16 protein-coding genes are annotated in these 18243 nt (G+C 65.5%); 7 read left to right on the top strand and 9 right to left on the bottom strand.

Translation table 11 applies throughout. The annotated features are described in order from the left end of the window. Positions 1 to 104: 104 nt before the first annotated feature. Both GDN70_RS06655 and GDN70_RS06650 read left to right on the top strand, forming a co-directional pair. Positions 105 to 1649, top strand: a complete 1545-nt coding sequence (locus tag GDN70_RS06655) for a sodium:proton antiporter (RefSeq protein ID WP_028140708.1) — start codon at positions 105 to 107, stop codon at positions 1647 to 1649. 221 nt (positions 1650 to 1870) lie between these two features. Beyond that, positions 1871 to 2641 carry a hypothetical protein gene (locus GDN70_RS06650; RefSeq protein ID WP_028140709.1) on the top strand — a complete coding sequence of 257 codons (771 nt, stop codon included), beginning with the start codon at positions 1871 to 1873 and terminating at the stop codon, positions 2639 to 2641. Between the two features lie 183 nt (positions 2642 to 2824). Here the strand turns inward: GDN70_RS06650 and GDN70_RS06645 are convergent, their stop codons facing one another. The 5 genes from GDN70_RS06645 to GDN70_RS06625 form a co-directional block, all read right to left on the bottom strand. Further along, positions 2825 to 3631: an SDR family NAD(P)-dependent oxidoreductase gene (locus GDN70_RS06645; RefSeq protein ID WP_028140710.1), complete on the bottom strand. Its 807-nt coding sequence runs from the start codon at positions 3629 to 3631 to the stop codon at positions 2825 to 2827. A 61-nt stretch (positions 3632 to 3692) separates the two neighbouring features. Beyond that, the gene (locus GDN70_RS06640; RefSeq protein WP_049824111.1) at positions 3693 to 4106 is read right to left on the bottom strand and encodes a DUF1850 domain-containing protein; all 414 of its coding nucleotides are present in this window, start codon (positions 4104 to 4106) and stop codon (positions 3693 to 3695) included. Further along, on the bottom strand, positions 4067 to 6181 hold the full coding sequence (locus tag GDN70_RS06635; protein WP_161966276.1) for a TRAP transporter permease: 2115 nt from the start codon (positions 6179 to 6181) through the stop codon (positions 4067 to 4069). Before GDN70_RS06635 ends, GDN70_RS06640 begins: the two co-directional genes overlap by 40 nt. 159 nt (positions 6182 to 6340) lie before the next feature. Next, a complete protein-coding gene (locus GDN70_RS06630) occupies positions 6341 to 7288 on the bottom strand; it encodes a TAXI family TRAP transporter solute-binding subunit (protein WP_152102311.1) in 948 nt (315 codons plus the stop codon). Between the two features lie 449 nt (positions 7289 to 7737). Continuing rightward, complete coding sequence (locus GDN70_RS06625; protein ID WP_038948879.1) at positions 7738 to 8217, bottom strand: hypothetical protein; 480 nt, start codon at positions 8215 to 8217, stop codon at positions 7738 to 7740. 194 nt (positions 8218 to 8411) lie between these two features. Between GDN70_RS06625 and GDN70_RS06620 the strand changes: the two genes are divergently transcribed. Then, positions 8412 to 8729 (top strand): hypothetical protein, encoded by a 318-nt coding sequence (locus GDN70_RS06620; RefSeq protein ID WP_028140715.1) that lies wholly within the window; start codon positions 8412 to 8414, stop codon positions 8727 to 8729. A gap of 141 nt (positions 8730 to 8870) precedes the next feature. Here GDN70_RS06620 and GDN70_RS06615 read toward each other — a convergent pair whose 3' ends face one another. Next, positions 8871 to 10115 carry a hypothetical protein gene (locus GDN70_RS06615; RefSeq protein ID WP_152102310.1) on the bottom strand — a complete coding sequence of 415 codons (1245 nt, stop codon included), beginning with the start codon at positions 10113 to 10115 and terminating at the stop codon, positions 8871 to 8873. A 71-nt stretch (positions 10116 to 10186) separates the two neighbouring features. Continuing rightward, the gene (locus tag GDN70_RS06610) at positions 10187 to 10810 is read right to left on the bottom strand and encodes a CoA pyrophosphatase (RefSeq protein ID WP_038950701.1); all 624 of its coding nucleotides are present in this window, start codon (positions 10808 to 10810) and stop codon (positions 10187 to 10189) included. A 70-nt stretch (positions 10811 to 10880) separates the two neighbouring features. Between GDN70_RS06610 and GDN70_RS06605 the strand changes: the two genes are divergently transcribed. The 4 genes from GDN70_RS06605 (at position 10881) to GDN70_RS06590 (ending at position 14717) form a co-directional block, all read left to right on the top strand. Next, complete coding sequence (locus GDN70_RS06605; RefSeq protein ID WP_028140718.1) at positions 10881 to 11306, top strand: PaaI family thioesterase; 426 nt, start codon at positions 10881 to 10883, stop codon at positions 11304 to 11306. A gap of 280 nt (positions 11307 to 11586) precedes the next feature. Continuing rightward, positions 11587 to 12597 carry an aldo/keto reductase gene (locus tag GDN70_RS06600; protein WP_173015765.1) on the top strand — a complete coding sequence of 337 codons (1011 nt, stop codon included), beginning with the start codon at positions 11587 to 11589 and terminating at the stop codon, positions 12595 to 12597. Between the two features lie 15 nt (positions 12598 to 12612). Beyond that, entirely contained in the window at positions 12613 to 13926 is a 1314-nt protein-coding gene (locus GDN70_RS06595; RefSeq protein WP_152102308.1) for a tetratricopeptide repeat protein, read from the top strand. 194 nt (positions 13927 to 14120) lie between these two features. After that, positions 14121 to 14717, top strand: a complete 597-nt coding sequence (locus GDN70_RS06590; protein ID WP_028140721.1) for a hypothetical protein — start codon at positions 14121 to 14123, stop codon at positions 14715 to 14717. A 16-nt stretch (positions 14718 to 14733) separates the two neighbouring features. On the opposite strand, the gene GDN70_RS06585 is transcribed toward GDN70_RS06590, so the two are convergent. After that, positions 14734 to 16293 carry an oleate hydratase gene (locus GDN70_RS06585; RefSeq protein ID WP_038950699.1) on the bottom strand — a complete coding sequence of 520 codons (1560 nt, stop codon included), beginning with the start codon at positions 16291 to 16293 and terminating at the stop codon, positions 14734 to 14736. Positions 16294 to 16387: 94 nt separating this feature from the next. After that, positions 16388 to 18229: a long-chain fatty acid--CoA ligase gene (locus GDN70_RS06580; protein WP_085968031.1), complete on the bottom strand. Its 1842-nt coding sequence runs from the start codon at positions 18227 to 18229 to the stop codon at positions 16388 to 16390. Positions 18230 to 18243 lie beyond the last annotated feature (14 nt).

The raw sequence follows: 18243 nt of genomic DNA, 5'->3' as shown, positions 1-18243 counted from the left end.
GCTTTGTGGCTTGCCTTACGTCTTGCCTGGGGGCCGTACTATCCATCATACGGCCGGATTGGTGCTAGCTTGTGGCGCTGCTCAGACCGGCTTCGGGGATCATCGTGTCGACATTCGAATGGATCATCGCGCTTCTGCTCGGCGCCGTTGCCTTATCGGCGCTGGCGCGGCGGATCAAGGTCCCCTACCCGACCTTTCTGGCCATCGGCGGCGCGCTGATCGCCTTCGTGCCGTCCAGCCCGTCCTGGGCGCTGGAGCCGGACCTGGCCTTGGCGCTTTTTGTCGCACCGGTGCTGCTCGATGCCGCCTTCGACACCTCGCTGCGCGATCTGCGCAACAATTGGGTTCCGGTCTCGACCCTGGTCGTCGCCGCGGTCGGCTTGACCACGGCCGGCGTCGCCTTCGTCGCGCACCGGCTGATGCCCGATATGCCGTGGGCCGCCGCGGTCGCGCTCGGTGCCATCGTGGCCCCGCCCGATGCGGCCGCTGCGGTCGCGATCCTGAGCCAGGTCAAGCTGCCCCACCGCATGGTGAAAGTCCTGGAGGGCGAGAGCCTGCTCAACGACGCGAGCGCGCTCCTGATCTACCGCATCGCGGTCGGTGCCGTCGCCACCGAGCATCTAACATGGAGCCAGGTCGCGCCGACGATGGCGCTCGCGCTGGTCGGCAGCGTCGTCGCCGGCCTGCTCGCGGGCTACATCATCCCGCTGCTCCTGGAACGGGTCAAGGAAGCACCCAGCGCGATCATCGTGCAGTTCGCCACCACCTTCATGGTCTGGATCGCCGCGGAGCATCTCGGCCTCTCCGGCATCCTCACCATCGTCGTCTACGCCATCACCATGGCGCGTACGGCGGGGGCGCGTATGCCGGCACGGCTGCGGGTGCCGTCTTATGCGGTGTGGGAAACGATGGTGTTCGTGCTCAACGTGCTCGCCTTCATGCTGATCGGCATGCAGATGCGGCCGATCTGGACGCGGCTGGATGCGGACGTGCGCTGGGAATATTGCGTGGCCGCTGGCTGGATCCTGCTGACGGTGATCCTGGTGCGCCTCGCCTGGGTGACGTTCTATCGCACGACCTTGCGGGTGCTGGTCGCGCAGGGGATCTATCATCCGAACGACCCCAGGGCCGTCGCCTCGCCCAAGGGCGGCCTCATCATCTCCTGGTGCGGCATGCGCGGCCTCGTCACGCTCGCCACAGCTTTTGCGCTGCCGGAGAATTTTCCCTATCGCGACTTCATCGTCTTCATCGCCTTTGCGGTGGTGCTGGGATCGCTGGTGATCCAGGGCCTGACGCTGCGGCCGCTGATCCTGGCGTTCGGCCTCAAGGACGACGATCCCGTCGGCAACGAGGTCGCGCGCGCACGCGCCGTCGCCTATCGTGCCGCGCTCGATGCGATCGAGAGCGATCCGTCCGAGGAGGCCGAGATCCTGCGGCTGGAATATCGCGCCATCCTGATGCAAGCCGGGAGCGATCCCAACGGCGGCATCGCCAGTGGCGAACTGCCCGCCGATCCCCTGCGCCGCCGCGCCATTGCAGCCGCCCGCAAATCGATCTTCGAGCTCCGCGCTACCGAAGTGATCGGCGACGATGCCTTCCACCGGCTCGAAGAGGAGCTCGATCGCGCAGAATTGAGCGCGGGGGGATGAGGTAGCGCAGCCACAAACTCGGTGTCGTCCCGGACAAGCGCGCCCCAAGCGCGCGCAGATCCGGGACCCATAACCACAGGACGTCATCGTGACACGAGGTTGGCAACTCCAAATCTTCGCCAAACACAATCCTGTGGTTATGGGTCCCGGGCTCGCGCTACGCGCGCCCCGGGACGACGGCCGGCATTGAACCAAACCCCACCTCCCCAGACTCATTCCTGATGACGACCCTGACCGACGACCGTCGTGTACGCGCGCGTGATGCGTCGCCTGCACGATATTTTTATCTCCACATGGCCCTGGCCTGCGCGGCCACAGCTTTTCTCGGTTTCGCGCCGACCTATTGGGTTCCGCTCGCCCACCGGACGTTGTCCGCGAGCCCCGTGATTCACTTTCACGGGCTCTTGTTCTTCACCTGGTCTGTCTATTTCGTGCTTCAGACCTGGCTCGCGGCCTCGGGCCGCCTCGTCAATCATCGCTCGCTCGGCATCGCCGGCGTCTCGCTCGCAACCGCGATGACGATCTTCGGCTTCCTCGCCTCCGTGCACGTGATGCAGCATTCCGCAGCCCTCGGGCAGCGCGAGGCCGGCATCGGCTTCTCGATCGTGCCGATGAGCGGGATTGCGTTCTTCGCAATCGTGTTCGTGATCGCGATCATGAACACCCGCAGAGGAGAGATTCACAAGCGCCTGATGCTGCTCGCCGCGGTCTCGATCCTCGATGCCGCGATCGCGCGCTGGTTCCTGACCTTCCTGGCGCCTCCCGGGCCACCCGGCCCGCCGCCGGTGCCGGTGACGATCGCGCCCGCCGTCGTCGCATCGCTCCTGCTCGTCGTCGCCATGGTGCGCGACTGGCGCACCGAAGGCCGCGTGCATCCGGTCTACATCTATGGCACGCTCGCGCTGCTGGCGGTGAAGGTCTTGAACTGGCCGATCAGCGAGACGGCTGCGTGGCACGCATTTGCCGGCGGGATACTGGCGCTGGCGCAGTGAGTAGCCAAACACTCCATTGTCGTCCCGGGGCGCGCGAAGCGCGAACCCGGGACCCATAACCACAGGGAGTGGTTACCTTGGTGAGCTGGTCACCGCGAGTCTTCGCCAAACCACGTCCTGTGGTTATGGGTCCCGGATCTGCGCTGCGCTTGTCCGGGACGACAGTGAAGCGTCAGGCGGCGCCTACGCCCCCGCCTTGCACGTGATCCCGCCGTCGACCACGAGCTCGATCCCCGTCACATATTTCGACTCGTCGGACGCCAGAAACAGCGCGGCGTTGGCGACGTCGAAGGCATCGCCCATGTGACCCATCGGCACCTGCGCATCGCGCGCGCGCCACATCGCCTCGACATCGCCCTTGGCGTAGCTGGCGGCAAGGCCGGCAGAGTGTTCTACCATCGGCGTCTTCATCAGGCCGGGCAGGATCGCGTTGACGCGGACATGGTGCCGCGCGAACTCGATCGCGGTGGTGCGCGTCATCTGGTTCATCGCCGCCTTCGAGGTGCCATAGGTGACGTAGGAGATGCCCATGTGGCGGATCGAGGCGATCGAGGAGATGTTGATGATCGAGCCGCCGCCCTGCTTCACCATCACGGGAATGACGTGCTTCATGGCGAAATAGGCGCTCTTGAGGTTGACGCTGAAGACGCGGTCCCAGCTCTCCTCGGTCACCTCGACCACGCTGCCCATCTCGGCGATGCCGACATTGTTGTCGAGCACGTCGATGCGGCCATAGGCCTTCAGGCAGGCCGCCACCATCGCCTCGACCTCGCTCGCGCGGGACACATCGGCGGTGAAGGCGGTCGCCTTGCCGCCTTCGCCGGTGATGATCTTCGCGGTCTCCTCGGCAGCGGCACCGTTGCGGTCGACGCAGAACACCTGTGCGCCCTCGCGCGCGAAGGTCACCGCGGTCGCCTTGCCGTTGCCCCAGCCCGGTCCGATCGAGCCGGCCCCCACCACCATCGCAACCTTGCCCTTGAGCCGATCCATCATGTGTCTCCTTGTTGTTGTTCTTCTTGTAGCCCGGACGGGGCGTAAGCGTAATCCGGGGCTACGGATCGTTGCAGATCTTCATCGTGGTGACGTTAGCACCAATGGGATACCCGACAATCTCCGACAGCGTCCGGCATTGTCCATCATGGCACAGCCGCCATTCGCCGGCCGCGCCCGAATTGCCGAGCACGACCTCTTTCATGGCTGCCCGCTTCGGCTGCCACTGAAACCAGCCGTCGACCAGCCGCGCCTCGGGCGGCGGCTCCATGCCGGGGCCGGTGCCCTTGACGCGGGCCTGCACCAGTTCGAGACCGGCGGGGGTGACGCGCCAGTCTTCCTGCCAGTCGACTTTCGCGATCGAATGCGTCCAGACCAGCGTGAACGCCGACAACGCCAGCGCCTTCACGCCGAAAGCCGTTGCGAAGCAGAGGCTCACACCGCCTCGACCGTTACAGGCGGGCGCTGCCGCCATTGCCACAGGGCGAGCGCCGCAGCGAGCACGAAGCCCGCGGTGTCGCTGAACGGGAATTCGCCGAGCAGGCAGAACGCGGCGCCGAGCGCGACCAGGCGCTCGATCAGCGTCAGCCGGGTGAACAGGAAGCCGATCGCGACCATGCCGAACAGGCCGATCGCCACCAACGCCTTGACGGTCGCGAGCGCGACCGCGCCGTAGAAGCCGAGCTTTGCCGCCATGGGGTCGCCGGCCTGCAGCATCAGGGCCGGGGAATAGACGAAGATGAAGGGGATGACGTAGCCGGCCAGCGCGATGCGCATCGCCTCCCAGCCGATCTTGTCCGGGTTCTCCTTGGCGATCGGCGCCGCCGCGAGCGCCGCCAGTGCCACCGGCGGCGAGAGGTCGGCCATGATGCCGTAGTAGAACGCGAACATGTGGCTCGCGATCAAGGGCACCCCTAACTTGGCCAGCGCAGGCGCGGCGAGCGCGGCGGTGATGATGTAGGTCGGGATGGTCGGGATGCCGGTGCCGAGCAGGATCGACAGCAGCATGGTCATGATCAGCGCCAGGAACAGGCTCTTCTCGCCGAGCCCGATCACCCAGCCGCCGAAGATGGTGCCGACGCCGGTCTGCGACATCATGCCGATGATGACGCCGACGATGGCGCAGGCCATGCCGACGGTGATGGCGGATTTGGCGCTCTCGGCCAGCGCGTCGCGGCAGGCGCGCAGCGCCGCAAAGCCGCCGCGCACGAAGGCGGTGATCACGATCAGCCCGACCACGACGCTCGCGACCGGCACGATCTTGAGGCCGTCCCGCGAGAGCGCGGCGACGACGAGCGCAAGGCCGATCCAGAAGATGGTGCGGATCACGTTCGAGGAGGCGCCCGTGGTGATGGCGGTGCCGAGGATCAGCGCCACCGTCAGCGCGAGGCCCATGCTGCCGGCATAGAGCGGCGTAAAGCCCTCGAACAGCATGTAGACGAGGGCGGCGAGCGGCAGCACGAGGTACCAGCGCGTCACCAGTGCCCTCCAGGCGCTCGGGATTTCCGAGCGCTTCATGCCGACGAGGCCGTGCTTGCCGGCTTCCAGATGCACCATCCAGAACGCGGACGCGAAATAGAGGATCGCGGGAATGGCCGCCGCCTTGACGATCTCGGAATATTGCACGCCGAGCGTCTCGGCCATGATGAAGGCGACCGCGCCCATCACCGGCGGCATGATCTGCCCGCCCATCGAGGCCGTGGCCTCGACGCCCGCGGCAAACGCGCGGCGATAGCCGAACCTGATCATCAGGGGAATCGTGAACTGGCCGACGGTCACGACATTGGCGACGCCAGAGCCGGAGATCGTGCCCATCATGCCCGAGGCGAACACCGCGACTTTCGCAGGTCCCCCGCGGGTGCGGCCGAACAGGCCGAGCGAAACGTCGGTGAAGAGCTGGATCATGCCGGCGCGCTCCAGGAACGAACCGAACAGGATGAACAGGAAGATGTAGGTCGCCGAGACGTAGATCGGCACGCCGTAGAAGCCCTCGGTGCCGAACGACAGATGCGTGACGATCTGGTCGAAATCGTAGCCGCGATGGTTGAGCGGCGACGGCAGGTACTGGCCGAAGAACCAGTAGACGAGGCAGGCGCCGCACATCAGCGGCAGCGCCGCGCCCATCAGGCGCCGCGTGCCCTCGAAGATCAGCACCGCCAGCACCGTGCCGACCACGAGATCAAGCCGGGTCGGGTCGCCGTCGCGCGCGATCAGGTCGGCGTAGAAGATCCACTGGTAGAGCCCGCACAGGAAGCCGGCGCCGCCGATCACCCAGCCGAGCGCGCGACCGGCATTGCTCTTCGCGGTGAAGTTGGCGATCAGGCCGAAGGTGAGCAGAACGAGGAAGCCGACATGGACGCCGCGCACCACCTGGCTCGGCAGATAGTTGAAGGCGGCGACATAGAGCTGGAAGGTGGCGAAGGCGATGCCGATCCAATAGGCGAGTTGCCCCCACCAGCCCGGACCGAAACCGTCCGGGAAACCGTGCTCGAAATTGTCGAACTCAACCTTGATGGGCGCAGCTTCGGCGCCCTCTGCCTTTTCCAGCATCTTATTCGTCCTCAGCCCTGTAGCGCATATAACATCGAGGCATTGCTCACCCACACCGTCATGGCCGGGCTTGTCCCGGCCATCCACGTCTAACGGTGTCTCCAAGAACGTGGATGCCCGGGACAAGCCCGGGCATGACGTTCGCGGATAGAGCGCGCCTTACTTGATCAGCTCTTTTTCCTTGTAATAGCGGATCGCGCCGGGGTGCAGCGGAACCGGGCTGCCTGTCGCGGCGGTCTCGAGCTTGATCTCCTTGCCGGCCGCGTGTGCATTCTGCAATTCCGGCAGCGATTCGTAGATCAGCTTGGTCATCTGATAGGCGAGATCGTCCGACACCGCGGAGCTCGTGACGAGATAGTTGATCACGGCCGCAGTCGGCACGTCCTTGTCCTGGCCGGTATAGGTGTTGGCCGGAATGATCGCGGAGACGAAGGGCGGGCCGATCTTGTCGACGGTCTCCTTCGGCACCGACACCACCGTGATCGGGCTCGAGGTCGAAAGGTCCTTCAGCGAGGCGACGCCGAGACCGGCCGATTGCAGCGTGGCGTTGAGCTGGCGGTTCTTCATGAGGTCGACGGATTCGGCGAACGGCAGATATTCGACCTTGCCGAGATCCTTGTAGCTCATGCCGGCGGCGGCCAGGATCGCACGCGAATTCAGCTCGGTGCCGGACTTCGGCGCACCGACGGAGAGGCTCTTGCCCTTGAGGTCGGCCAGCGTCTTGATGCCGGACTCGGTGGTGGCGACGATCTGGATGTAGTTCGGATAGATCGCGCCGATGGTCCTGAGCTTGTCGAGCTTGGTCTTGAAGCCCGCCTCCTCCTCGCCGTCCCAGGCGGCCTTGAGCGAATCGCCGAGCGTGAACGCCAGCTCGCCGCGGCCCTGCTGCAGCAGGATCAAATTCTCGACCGACGCCTTGGTGGCCTGCACCTGCGTCTTCACGTTCGGAATCTTGTCGCCGTAGATCTTCCCGATCGCGACCCCGAGCGGATAATAGACGCCGGAGGTGCCGCCGGTCAGCACGTTGATGAAGGATTGCGCCTGCGCGCAAGGTGCCGACGCCGCCAGAGCAAGAGCCGCGGCCGCGCCGAAAATGGTCAGTTTCATGGTTGTTGTTCTCCCCAAACCGGCGGCGAAATTGGCCGGATGAGGGATGCGGGTCAACCCATCCAAAAGACAAAACAGGACTGCGGTAAACGGCCGATCCGCTGAATTTTTCGGGAACCCGCGGTGCGGCGAGGTGGCGCAGTCGCCCGCGGCGCATCCTTCGAGACGCCCGCCTGCGGCGGCCCTCAGGATGAGGACGGAGTACGTGACAGCGATTTCAACAGCAAAGCTGGCGCTCAGCCCCATTCTGAGGAGACCGCGAAGCGGTCATCTCGAAGGACGAGGCGCTCGCTCAGGCCCCGCCAAGCGCATACGCGATCGCCCTCCCCGTAAGCAGGAGGGAGCGCGCCGTCACTGGCGCGGCTTTACTGGCAAGGCTTTGCTGGCAAGGCTTTGCTGGAAAGGCTTTGCTGGCAAGGCTTTGCTGGAAAGGCTTTACTGGCAAGCTCTCACTGGAACGTCATGTCCAGGCATTTGGAGATGTCGGAACCGAGGCCGGAGGAGATGATGATGCAGCCGCGCACCTTCTGCGCGCCGACATCGGCGGCCCACACCGAATAGCCGCCGGGGCCGAAGAACGAATTGGTGTTCGGCGGCTCGGTCTCGGTCGCGTCGAAATCATACTTGCCGTCGGTCTCGAAGATGCGCGGCTTCTTGGTGCAGCCGCCGTCGGTCTGGACGTTGATGACTTCCTTGTTGTCGCGGGTCAGCGCCAGCGAGACCTGGCAGCGGAAATATTCCGAGGTCTTGGTGTTGAACAGATAGGTGTAGGACTTGCAGGTCGCCGTGTTCAGCTTGCCCGGGGCAAGGCCGCGGCTGCACGAAATCCGCTGGTTGTGGCTGAGTTGGTAATCATCGGCCCGGGCGGCCGGTGCCAGCGCCGTCAACGACAATGCAGCAGCCCAGCAAAGTTTAATCACATGGCGCATCCGAATCATCCCCACCCATAATTTTGTCGAGTTGCGTTCTAGACGGAAAGCGGAACATAGTCGCGAGGGGACGAAGGGAAAATCACAAACTGCTGGGCAAGACGTGATGCGCTGCGGCGCTTTCGCAAATTGACCCGGACAAGCCGTTCGTGATTTGTTCAAGCCGGGTACCCCAGCGACGGGGAGGATGGATGATGACATTTTCAACCAAGACATTTGCACTTGTTTCGGCTGCACTCGTAACGGTGCTCGGCGCGTTCGCCGCGCCCGCTTTCGCGCAAGCCCCTGCAACGCCGTGGGAGCTCAAGCCCGACACCGGCTATGCCTATGACAGGGAGGGCAAGACCTTTTCCTACAAGATGGGCACCAGCAACGCCGGCGAGCTCCTGAAGGGCGCCAAGAAGGTCCCGAAGGGCACGCTGTTCTTCATCGGCCACAACGGCCAGCTCTACATGCGCAGCGGCCCCTATCTGGAAGGCGACGGCAAGTTCAAGTTCGGGCCGGATCAGTAAGCGCGCTGCCGTAGGGTGGGCAAAGGCGCGTTAGCGCCGTGCCCACCATCTCTCTCTATCGCAAAAGGTGCGTGGGCACGCTTCCGCCGCCGCTCTTCGAGCTATGGCGGACAAGTCGCTTTGCCCACCTACGGCAGCGCGCTAAAACGCCCCCGCCAATTCCCTTGCACCGGGTTTGCTGCTGTTCGAATCCATCCGATCGTCGGTCACCGCCAGCAGCTTGGCCACCGTGTTGTGGCGAATTGCGACCGGGTTGCGCTCGTAGCCGCCGCGCTGGAAGAAGTTCGAGGTCGGCACCTGCTCGCGCATCGCCTGCGGCATCGTCACCATGTCGAGCCCGGTGCCGTCGCCGGTGAGGTTCATCATCTCGAGCTCGGCCGCGGTCAGCGGACGGCTGTAGCCCTTGGCGCGGGCGAACAGCACCGAGGTCAGGAGCTTGTGGGTCTGCAGCATCGGACCGACATCGATGTCGAGCACCATCGCATGCATGGCCCAGCCCTGCGCGGTGTTGCCGATCTTCTCGTGCTCCGACCAGGTGTCGGGCACCGACTTCGCATGCGCCACCATTTTCTTCAGCACGACGAGCTTGTGCTCGAGCGACTGACGCGCCGGTCCTGATGTCCGCGCGACCTTCTCGGAGAGCGCGCGAATGAGTTCGTGCCCCTGCTCGGCGAGCAGCTCGACGCTGTTGGTGGTCAGGAGCTGGTTGTAGCCCATCGCGGTCGAGATCGCGCGCTTGCCGCCATGCTCGATTCCCGCCTGCACGTCGTGGCTGCCGGTGCCGCCGGTCTCGAACGAATAGACCCGCACGGCCTGCTCGCGCGTCAGCCCGGAGGCCAGCGCATAGCGCGCATAGGCGCGCTTGAACTCGATCTCGCTCGCCGGGCGCTGCGGCGTGAACTGGTAGAGCTCCTGCGCCGCGCGCAGGAAATCGGCGACCACCGGGATCGGCTTTTTGGCGGGACGGTCCGGCGTTTCCTCCGGCTCCGGATTCACCGGCTTCTTCGGCCCGTTATAGAGCGGCGGATGCTCCAGCACGTAATCATCGAGCGTCACCTGCTGCCCGCTGCGCCGCTTGGCGTTGCGGCCTTTCCGCTTCTCCGAGATCTGGCTCCAATAGGCGCCGGCCTCGGCGTCGAAGGCCGCGCGCGCCGCCTGATATTCCGCAAGCTTGCGGCGATATTCGAGCACGGCCGGCGAGGCGCCACCCTGGGCAAAAAACTGCGACAGCAGCTGGGCGTTGGCATCGCGAACGGCGGGCGGCAGCGCGTCGATCTCGCCGCCACGCGCGGCGGGCGCGAGCAGGACGAGCGCAAGTGGAACCAGCGCAAGGCTGTTTCGAGAGAGGCTGTTTCGAAAGAGGCTGTTTCGAATCGAATGATGCATCCTGCCCTCTTAGCAGGCATCCGGTAACCGTCACGTTAACGCGCCGTTTACCTCTTTTTTCGTCTCTTGCGTCACTTCCAGGCGAACACCGGCTGTTCCAGCTCGGTGACGCGGGTCTGCCGGCCCGCGAGCACCTCGCGGAACTGGTAGATCAGCGCCGCCGTCGGCGCGTGGATCAGGCTTTCCTGATGATGGAAGCGAATGACGCGGCGCGCGCTCTCGGGGATCGCGACGAAATCGAAGGCGTCGTCGCGCTCGATCGTGTCGAGCGCAATGCGATGGACCGAAGCCACCTCGTCCGGGTTCGGCCTGATCGCGGCACTGTCGGCGGCCCAGACCACGACGGGCGTGATCAGATAGCCGGAGCGGGTCGGATAATCGTCGAGCGTGCCGAGCACCTGCGCGCCGGTGAGGCGAAGGCCAAGCTCCTCGTCGAGCTCGCGCAACGCCGCCTCGACCGGCGTCTCGCCGGCGTCGCAGCGGCCGCCCGGCAGCGCCCATTGGCCGCGATGGGCGCGCAGATGCGATGCGCGCAGCGTGAGCAGGAATGCGGTGTCATCGTCCTCGCTCGCGGTCAGCGCGACCGCCACCGCGGCACGCTTCAGCGTCGTCGGCACTTCACCCGCCGGCAGCCGCATGAAGGCCGCGCAGGCATTCGCGATATTCCGCCGTGTGGCATCATCGAACGGTCTCATGATGCTTGACTACACCACGTCCGGCCCCGATGAAACGGGATCGCAAGGCCCGCACGGAATGGACGACGAGATGACCAACAAGGCCGCCGCAAGGCTCAAATCAGACGGCTGGAGCATCCTGGAGACCACGGGCTTCATGCACCTGATCGGTCCCCTGTGGGAGCGCAAGGTCGACGGTCATTACGAATTCGCGCTCGCGACCGAGGACAAGCACCACAACCGCCGCGGCATGGTCCAGGGCGGCGTGATGATGACCTTTGCCGACCGCACCTGCGGCATGACCGCCCGTTACGTCTCCGGCAAGGAGTTCATGGCAACCGTGCAGCTCGACACCCATTTCGTCGAGGCCGGCCAGATCGGCGACATCCTGATCTCCCGCCCGCGCGTGGTGCGCTCGACGCGCAGCCTGATCTTCATGAGCACGGAGGTGACGGTGGATGGCCGCTGCATCGTGATGGCGAACGGCGTGTTCAAGATTCTGAAGGGCCCGGGGTAGCTGTTCGGTCAGGTTGCCACTGCCGCAACCACACATTCCGCTGTCGTCCCGGCGCAGGCCGGGACCCATAACCACAGGGAGCAGTTGTGGCACGAAGCTCGTAACTCCGAGTCTTCGCCGAACGCAACCCTGTGGTTATGGGTCCCGGATCTGCGCGCGCTTGGGGCGCGCTTGTCCGGGACGACGAGAGGAAGCGGCATTGCTGGATTGCTTCGCTGCGCTCGCAATGACGGCTATGGCTGGCTATGCTGCGCTCCTTAAAGATATCGAGGACCCGCCCATGCAATACCGTCAGCTCGGCCGCAGCGGCCTGAAAGTGTCGCCGATTTGTCTGGGCACCATGATGTTCGGCGGGCCGACCGATGAAGCCACGTCAAAACGGATCATCGACAAAGCGCGTGATGCCGGCATCAACTTCATCGACACGGCGGACGCCTATTCGAAAGGCGCCTCCGAGGAGGTGGTCGGCCGCGCCATTGCCAGCAACCGTAACGCCTGGGTGCTTGCCACAAAACTCGCCAACCCCATGGGCGACGATCCCAATTGCGGCGGCCTGTCTCGGCGCTGGGTGCTGCAGGCCGCCGACGACAGCCTGAGGCGGCTCGGCACCGACCACATCGACATCTACTATCTGCACAAGGAAGACCATTCGACACCGCTGGAAGAGACGGTGCGCGCGATGGGCGATTTGATCCGATCGGGCAAGGTGCGCTATTTCGGCGTCTCGAACTATCGCGCCTGGCGCGTTGCCGAGATTTGCAACATCTGCGACCGGCTCGGCATCGACCGGCCCGCGGTGAGCCAGCCCTATTACAACGCGATGAACCGCATGCCCGAGGTCGAGCATTTTCCGGCCTGCTCCTATTACGGCCTCGGCATCGTGCCCTACAGCCCGCTGGCGCGCGGCGTGCTCACCGGCAAGTACAAGCCCGATGCCGCCCCCGACAAGGAGACGCGCGCGGGCCGCAATGACACCCGCATGATGCAGACCGAATGGCGACCGGAATCGCTGCAGCTCGCGCAGGAGATCAAGACTCACGCCGGGAAAAGGGGCATCACCGCCGGCCAGTTCGCAGTCGCCTGGGTGCTCAACTCCGCCTTCGTTTCCTCGATCGTCGCGGGGCCCCGCACCGAGGAGCAATGGGACGGCTACATCAGCGCGCTCGACTACCGCTTCACTGGGGATGACGAGGCGCTGATCGACCGACTGGTCGTGCCGGGGCATCCCTCGACGCCAGGCTACAACGATCCCGCCTACCCGATCGAAGGCCGGCGCGCGCGGACGGCGTGAGATCGGGAGATCACGATGGCGCATCAAGATCGCTACGGCCTGCCGCTCTCCACCATATCCGATGCGGCCGCTGGCGCCTATCGCGAGGGTGTCGACCTCATGCTTGCGGGCTGGACCGGCATGGCGGAGATGCTGGAGCGCGCCATCGCAGCCGATCCGGACTTCGCGCTTCCCCATATCGCCCGCGCGCGCGTGCACGCTTTCTACCAGCAGGGCGATCTCGCCCGAAGCAAGGCGGCGCTCGCACGCGAACTGGTCGCCAGGCGCGGCACCGAGCGCGAGCGCTCGCATGTCGAGACGCTGGCGCTTGCGATCGAGGGCCGGCTAGCCGAGGCGATCGCATCCACGCTGAGGCACATCGACACATGGCCGCGCGATGCATTGGTGCTGTCGCTGCCGCTCGGCGCGTTCGGCCTGTTCGGCTTCTCTGGCATGGCCGACCACGACCGCGCACGGCACGAGCTGTGCGGACGTGTGGCGCAGCACTATGACGAAGACTGGTGGTTCCTGACCATGGCCGGCTGGGCGATGACGGAGAATGGCGACGTCGCGCGCGGCCGCGCCATGACCGAGCGCGGTTTTGACCTCCGCCGGGCCAATGCTCACGCTGCGCATGCGGTGCTGCATGCGATGTTCGAGGACGGCTCGATCGACGCTGCCGACCGCCTCGTCGACGACTGGATCCCGTCTTACGACCGCGCCGGAATCCTGCACGGCCATATCCGCTGGCACCAGGCGCTCGGCGCGCTCGAGCATGGCGATGCGGCACGCGCGCTCGCAATCTATGCCGACGTGCTCCAGCCGTCAGTCACGCAGGCGCCACCACTCAACGTCATCACCGACGCCGCCTCGCTGCTGTGGCGCCTCTCGGCTTACGGCCATTCCGTGCCGAAGGCGCTGTGGCTGGAAGCCGACGCCAGCGCGCAAAAACTGTTTCCGAAGTCGAGCCTGTCCTTCGCCGACATCCACATGGCGCTGTTCGCGGCGGCGACGCAAAACCACCCGGCGCTCACCACGCGCCTTGCGGCCATCGAGCAGCGCCTCGCCGAGGGCAAGCTGCCGGCCGGCCCCGTGGTGCCGGCGATCTTCCGCGCGCTGGCGGCCTTTGCGGATGAGAATTACGCGTCATGCGCGCAAACGCTGGCGCCCGTGCTCGCCGAGGTCGTGCGGATCGGCGGCAGCCACGCCCAGCGCGAACTGGTCGAGGACACCTATATCGTCGCACTCATGCGCAGCGGCGAGCTCGCCCGCGCCCGCACCCTGCTGGGCGCCCGCCTGCACCGCCGGCCCTCACTTCGCGATACGCGCTGGCAGGCGGCGATGGCCTGAGTTCCGCCACGAAAAAAACACCGGCCTGACGGCAAGTGGCGGCGGACGGTTTGGGCGATTTGGACAAACGCCGTCGGGGTGGCGCGGTGGTATTCCAGGCGGGACTTGCAGGACAAACGGGATCGCAACCAATTTGCGGTTCGATGGTTATGGTGCGGAACCTGACCGTGGTTCCCTGGCACGTGAGCCTTCCAATGCGCCTCTGCCGATCGCTGCTGGCCGCGACCCTTGTTTTCACGGCCACCCTTGCCGCTTTGGCAAGTCCTTGTTTTGCCGAGACTTCCAAGCCGATCCCGGTCAACAATCCGCCGGCGCTGCAGAATGCCTTCATCGATCTGCTGGCGCTGATGTCCGGCCACTGCAAGACCTTCAAGGTCGCCGGGCGCACCTTCGCCTGCAAGACGGTGGCCTACGCCCATGGCGACAAGGGCCGCGTCAACTTTGCGGTCGCGGTCGACGATCCCTCCGACGACAGCCACGTCGTGTCGTTCTCCGGCGAAAACGGCAAGCGCGCCGACGACAATTCCTACGAGCTGCCGATCGACCGCATGCTGCTCAACTCCAAGGACCGCCCCAGGGTCGACGGCCTTCCGGTGCCGGCCGAGCAGACCTCCACCGGCCTCTGCCGCCAGACCGGCAATTTCGCCGCCAGGAAGGTGACCGACGTCACCTGCTCCGCCACCGACAGTGAGGGCCGGCGCTACGAATTGCTGTTCGTCTCCGACGGCACGCCGGTCAGCGTGCGCCGCATCCGGCAATCGGCGCCGTCGATCCAAGATCCCTTCAAGTAACCCGTTCAAGTAGCGATCACGCGAATGCCTTCTCCAGCGTCGCGAAGATGATCGCGAGCGACTTGTCGTGCCGCGTCACCGGCGGCACCGGGCGATCGATCTTCATCAGTCGATAGACCGCCATCTGCGCCGCGCGCACCGAATATTCGACCGTGAACACGACGTCGTCGGGGATTTCGACGAACTGGCTGACGAAAGCGAGGTTGACCGAATTGTTCGGCACCGGCAGCGGCCGATCCGTCAGGTTGCGCGGCATGAACATGCTGGTGATGTAGGGCATGCGGCAGGGCACGCAGATTGCGTCCTCGAACACGCCCGCATCGAAATTCAAATGGCCACACAGCTCCTTCAGGATCTCCGCGCCGCCGCAATCGGACATCGGCTTCGCAACGAAATTGCCGACGCGGTCGGGATGCAGCGCATAGCCCCAGAACACCTGCACATTCTTCGGCTGTCCGGCGAAATGCGGCTGGTGATAGAGCACGACCGACATCAGCCAGTTGGAATCCTTGAACGTGACGAGGCCGCCGGTGCCCGCACGGTTGCCGGAGAACGCCTCCATCCGGTCGAAGAAGAGTGGATCGCGGCAGGTGACGGTGAAGGACAGCCAATAGGATTCGGGGATCGAGCTGTTGAACGCGGCGGGATTGCCGAATTCGGGACGCTCCTTCGCGATCGTCTCCCACAGCGCCCAGCCCTGGCTGTCTTTCTTGGTCAGATGCGGTGGCGGCTCGGTCATGGTGCCGAGGCTCGAGGCGTCCGTCATCGAGCCGTTCTGGAAGAATACGAGATCGCCGTCCTCGAGCCGGACATTGGCGATGCGGCCGTCGCGATCGAGCACGAGCTGGCGCACCCGCAAGCGCCCGTCCTCGCGCTCGATCGCCATGTCCGTGACGCGCGTGCCGCGCACGAATTGCACGCCCTGCCGCTTCAGCCAGTCGGCGAGCGGCCGCACGATCGCATCGTACTGATTGTAGACGGTGCGCTTGACGCCGGCGAGCGTCTCGATGCGCGGAAACTCGTTCATGAAGCGGTGCAGATAGCGCTTCAGCTCGACCGCGCTGTGCCAGGGCTGGAACGCGAAGGTGGTCTGCCACATGTACCAGAAATTGGACTCGAAGAATTTCGGCGAGAGCCAGTCGGTGATGCGGCTATTGCCGAGCGTCTCCTCCGAGGCCTCGGTGAGCCGCAGCAGCTCGAGCCGGTCGCGCGCGGAGAAACCCATATGCGAGACGTCGACCTTGAAACGGTTGCGATCGACCAGCCGCGCCTTCGAGTGCGCCGGGTTCTCCAGGTTGAATGCGATGGTCTCCTCGCGCACGCTGAGGCCGGGATGCTCGAGCGAAGGGATGCTGGAGAGCAGATCCCAGGTGCATTCGTAGTGATCGGTGGTCAGCATTCGCCCGCCCCGCAGCGAATAGGCGCCGTTCGCGAGCAGCGTGCCGTCGAGGCTGCCGCCGACCAGCGGCTGCGCCTCGTAGATCACGATGTCGCGCCCGGCCTGCTGCGCATCGCGGATCAGGAACGCCGCGCCCGCGAGCGATCCAATGCCACCGCCGATGAAATACGCCTTCATGACTTGCCTCGATTGCCGTTCGAATTCACGGGCGACATTGCATCGCGAGGCAGCGGCCTAAGTTGCGCTGGATCAACCGCGGGGAGAGGCGAAATCACGTCGGCGTTATCGGCGCGGGCTTCTTCGCATAGACGTGCTCGATCTCGTCTGCGAAGCGGCGTTCGAGCGCGGGCCGCTTGTTCTTCAGCGTCGGCGTGAGCAGGCCGCTCGCGATGGTCCACGGGTCCAGCGTCCACCACACCGCGCGCGGCGTCGCGTAGGACGGATAGGCCTTCACGGCCGCCGCTATTCGCGCCAGCAGCGCAGCCCGTTCCGCCGCGCCGCCTTGCTTGCCGCTCGCCGCCAGTCTTTCCTTCTCCTGCACCCAGGCTTTGGCGTTCAGCACGACCAGCGCGGTGAGGAACGGCCGCTGTTCGCCGACCACCAGCGCCTGCTCGAACAGGGGATCGGCGAGGATCGCGGTCTCCAGATCCACCGGCGCGATCTTCTCGCCGGTGGACGTGACCAGGATGTCCTTGATGCGGCCGGTGATGGTGATGCGCCCGTTCTCGATGCGGGCCTGATCGCCGGTGTGCAGCCAGCCGTCGGCGTCCTTGACGCGGCGTGTCTCCTCCGGCTTGTGCCAATAGCCGAGCATCACGCTGGGGCCGCGCACCAGCAACTCGTCGTTCTCGCCTAGCCTCACCTCGACGCCGTCGAGGACATGGCCGACCGAGTGCGGATCATTGTCCTCGATGGTGTTGACGGAGACCACCGGCGAGGTCTCCGTCATGCCGTAGCCCTGGAGCACGTCCAGCCCGAGCGCGAGAAACAGGCGAATGACGGGCTCCGCGATCGGCGCGCCGCCGGAGATCGCGACGCGCAGGCGGCCGCCGAGCCGCGCCAGCACCTTGTCGGCGACGAGCCGTTTGAGCAACGGCCAGGCCAGCCGGTCCAGCAGCGACGGCACGCCATGCCGCTGCCGTGCATCGAAACGCCGCCCGCCGACGGCGATGGTGAGGTCGAGCAGCAAGCGCTCGATGTAACTTGCTGATGCGCGATGCTGCATGATCAGCGCGAAAATGCGCTCGTAGATCCGCGGTACCGAGACCAGCACCGTCGGCTGCACACGCTTCAGGTCCTCCGAGAGTTGTGGCACCGAGCGGGCATAGGCGACGCACGCGCCGGCCGCGATCGGATAGTAGTAGCCGCCGGTGCGCTCGAAGGTGTGCGAGAGCGGCAGGAAGGACAGGAAGACGTCATGGGGTTCGGCGGCGATGCGGTGCGCGATCGCCTTCACATTGGCGACGACATTGCCATGCGAGAGCATCACGCCCTTCGGCCGCCCGGTGGTGCCCGAGGTGTAGACGATGGCGGCGAGATCGTGCGGCTCGATGGCGACATCTGGCAGCGGCGCGGTAGCGCCGGGGGCTTGCGCGAGCCAATGGTCGAGCCCGACGATGCGGGCATTCGGCGTGATGAGCCCGCTTGCATCCGCGCAGACGACGCGCTTGAGATGGTCGAGCGGCTGGCCGGTCGCCACGATCGCCTGCCAGCGCTCCAGCGTATCGACGAACAAGAGCAGCGCGCCGGAATCGACAAGGACGTAGGCGATGCTGTCGGGATTGTCGACGGCATGCATCGGCACCGGCACGAGGCCGCGCGACAGCGCCGCCTGGTCCATGGCGATATGCGCAATGCCGTTCGGCATCAGGATGGCGGCGCGTTCGCCCGGCGCGAACTCCTCCGCGGCGAGCGCGCGCCGCCACAGCTCGAATCCCGCATCGATCTCGCGCCAGGACTGGCTGACCCAGCGCTGCGCGGTCGCATCGAAATGACGATAAGCCTCCGCCGCCGGCGTCGCCTCGACGCGCCAGCGCAGCAGTTGCGGCAGCGTCTTGATGTCGGCAAGACCGTCCGGTTGACTCGCCTGTCCCGGCATGGCGTCCTCTCGCATCTCTCGATTCCCAG

It is taken from the genome of Bradyrhizobium sp. TM102 (assembly GCF_009176685.1).
Lineage (GTDB): Bacteria > Pseudomonadota > Alphaproteobacteria > Rhizobiales > Xanthobacteraceae > Bradyrhizobium > Bradyrhizobium ottawaense.
The sequence above is the reverse complement of the archived record's forward strand: the minus strand, read 5'-3'. Positions and strand labels throughout refer to the sequence as shown.

Coding starts and splice junctions, on each gene's coding strand:
- GDN70_RS06650 (WP_028140709.1), top strand. CDS start 1,871: ATGACGACCCTGACCGACGACCGTCGTGTACGCGCGCGTGATGCGTCG.
- GDN70_RS06645 (WP_028140710.1), bottom strand. CDS start 3,631: ATGGATCGGCTCAAGGGCAAGGTTGCGATGGTGGTGGGGGCCGGCTCG.
- GDN70_RS06640 (WP_049824111.1), bottom strand. CDS start 4,106: ATGGCGGCAGCGCCCGCCTGTAACGGTCGAGGCGGTGTGAGCCTCTGC.
- GDN70_RS06635 (WP_161966276.1), bottom strand. CDS start 6,181: ATGCTGGAAAAGGCAGAGGGCGCCGAAGCTGCGCCCATCAAGGTTGAG.
- GDN70_RS06630 (WP_152102311.1), bottom strand. CDS start 7,288: ATGAAACTGACCATTTTCGGCGCGGCCGCGGCTCTTGCTCTGGCGGCG.
- GDN70_RS06625 (WP_038948879.1), bottom strand. CDS start 8,217: ATGCGCCATGTGATTAAACTTTGCTGGGCTGCTGCATTGTCGTTGACG.
- GDN70_RS06620 (WP_028140715.1), top strand. CDS start 8,412: ATGACATTTTCAACCAAGACATTTGCACTTGTTTCGGCTGCACTCGTA.
- GDN70_RS06615 (WP_152102310.1), bottom strand. CDS start 10,115: ATGCATCATTCGATTCGAAACAGCCTCTTTCGAAACAGCCTCTCTCGA.
- GDN70_RS06610 (WP_038950701.1), bottom strand. CDS start 10,810: ATGAGACCGTTCGATGATGCCACACGGCGGAATATCGCGAATGCCTGC.
- GDN70_RS06605 (WP_028140718.1), top strand. CDS start 10,881: ATGACCAACAAGGCCGCCGCAAGGCTCAAATCAGACGGCTGGAGCATC.
- GDN70_RS06600 (WP_173015765.1), top strand. CDS start 11,587: ATGCAATACCGTCAGCTCGGCCGCAGCGGCCTGAAAGTGTCGCCGATT.
- GDN70_RS06595 (WP_152102308.1), top strand. CDS start 12,613: ATGGCGCATCAAGATCGCTACGGCCTGCCGCTCTCCACCATATCCGAT.
- GDN70_RS06590 (WP_028140721.1), top strand. CDS start 14,121: ATGCGCCTCTGCCGATCGCTGCTGGCCGCGACCCTTGTTTTCACGGCC.
- GDN70_RS06585 (WP_038950699.1), bottom strand. CDS start 16,293: ATGAAGGCGTATTTCATCGGCGGTGGCATTGGATCGCTCGCGGGCGCG.
- GDN70_RS06580 (WP_085968031.1), bottom strand. CDS start 18,229: ATGCGAGAGGACGCCATGCCGGGACAGGCGAGTCAACCGGACGGTCTT.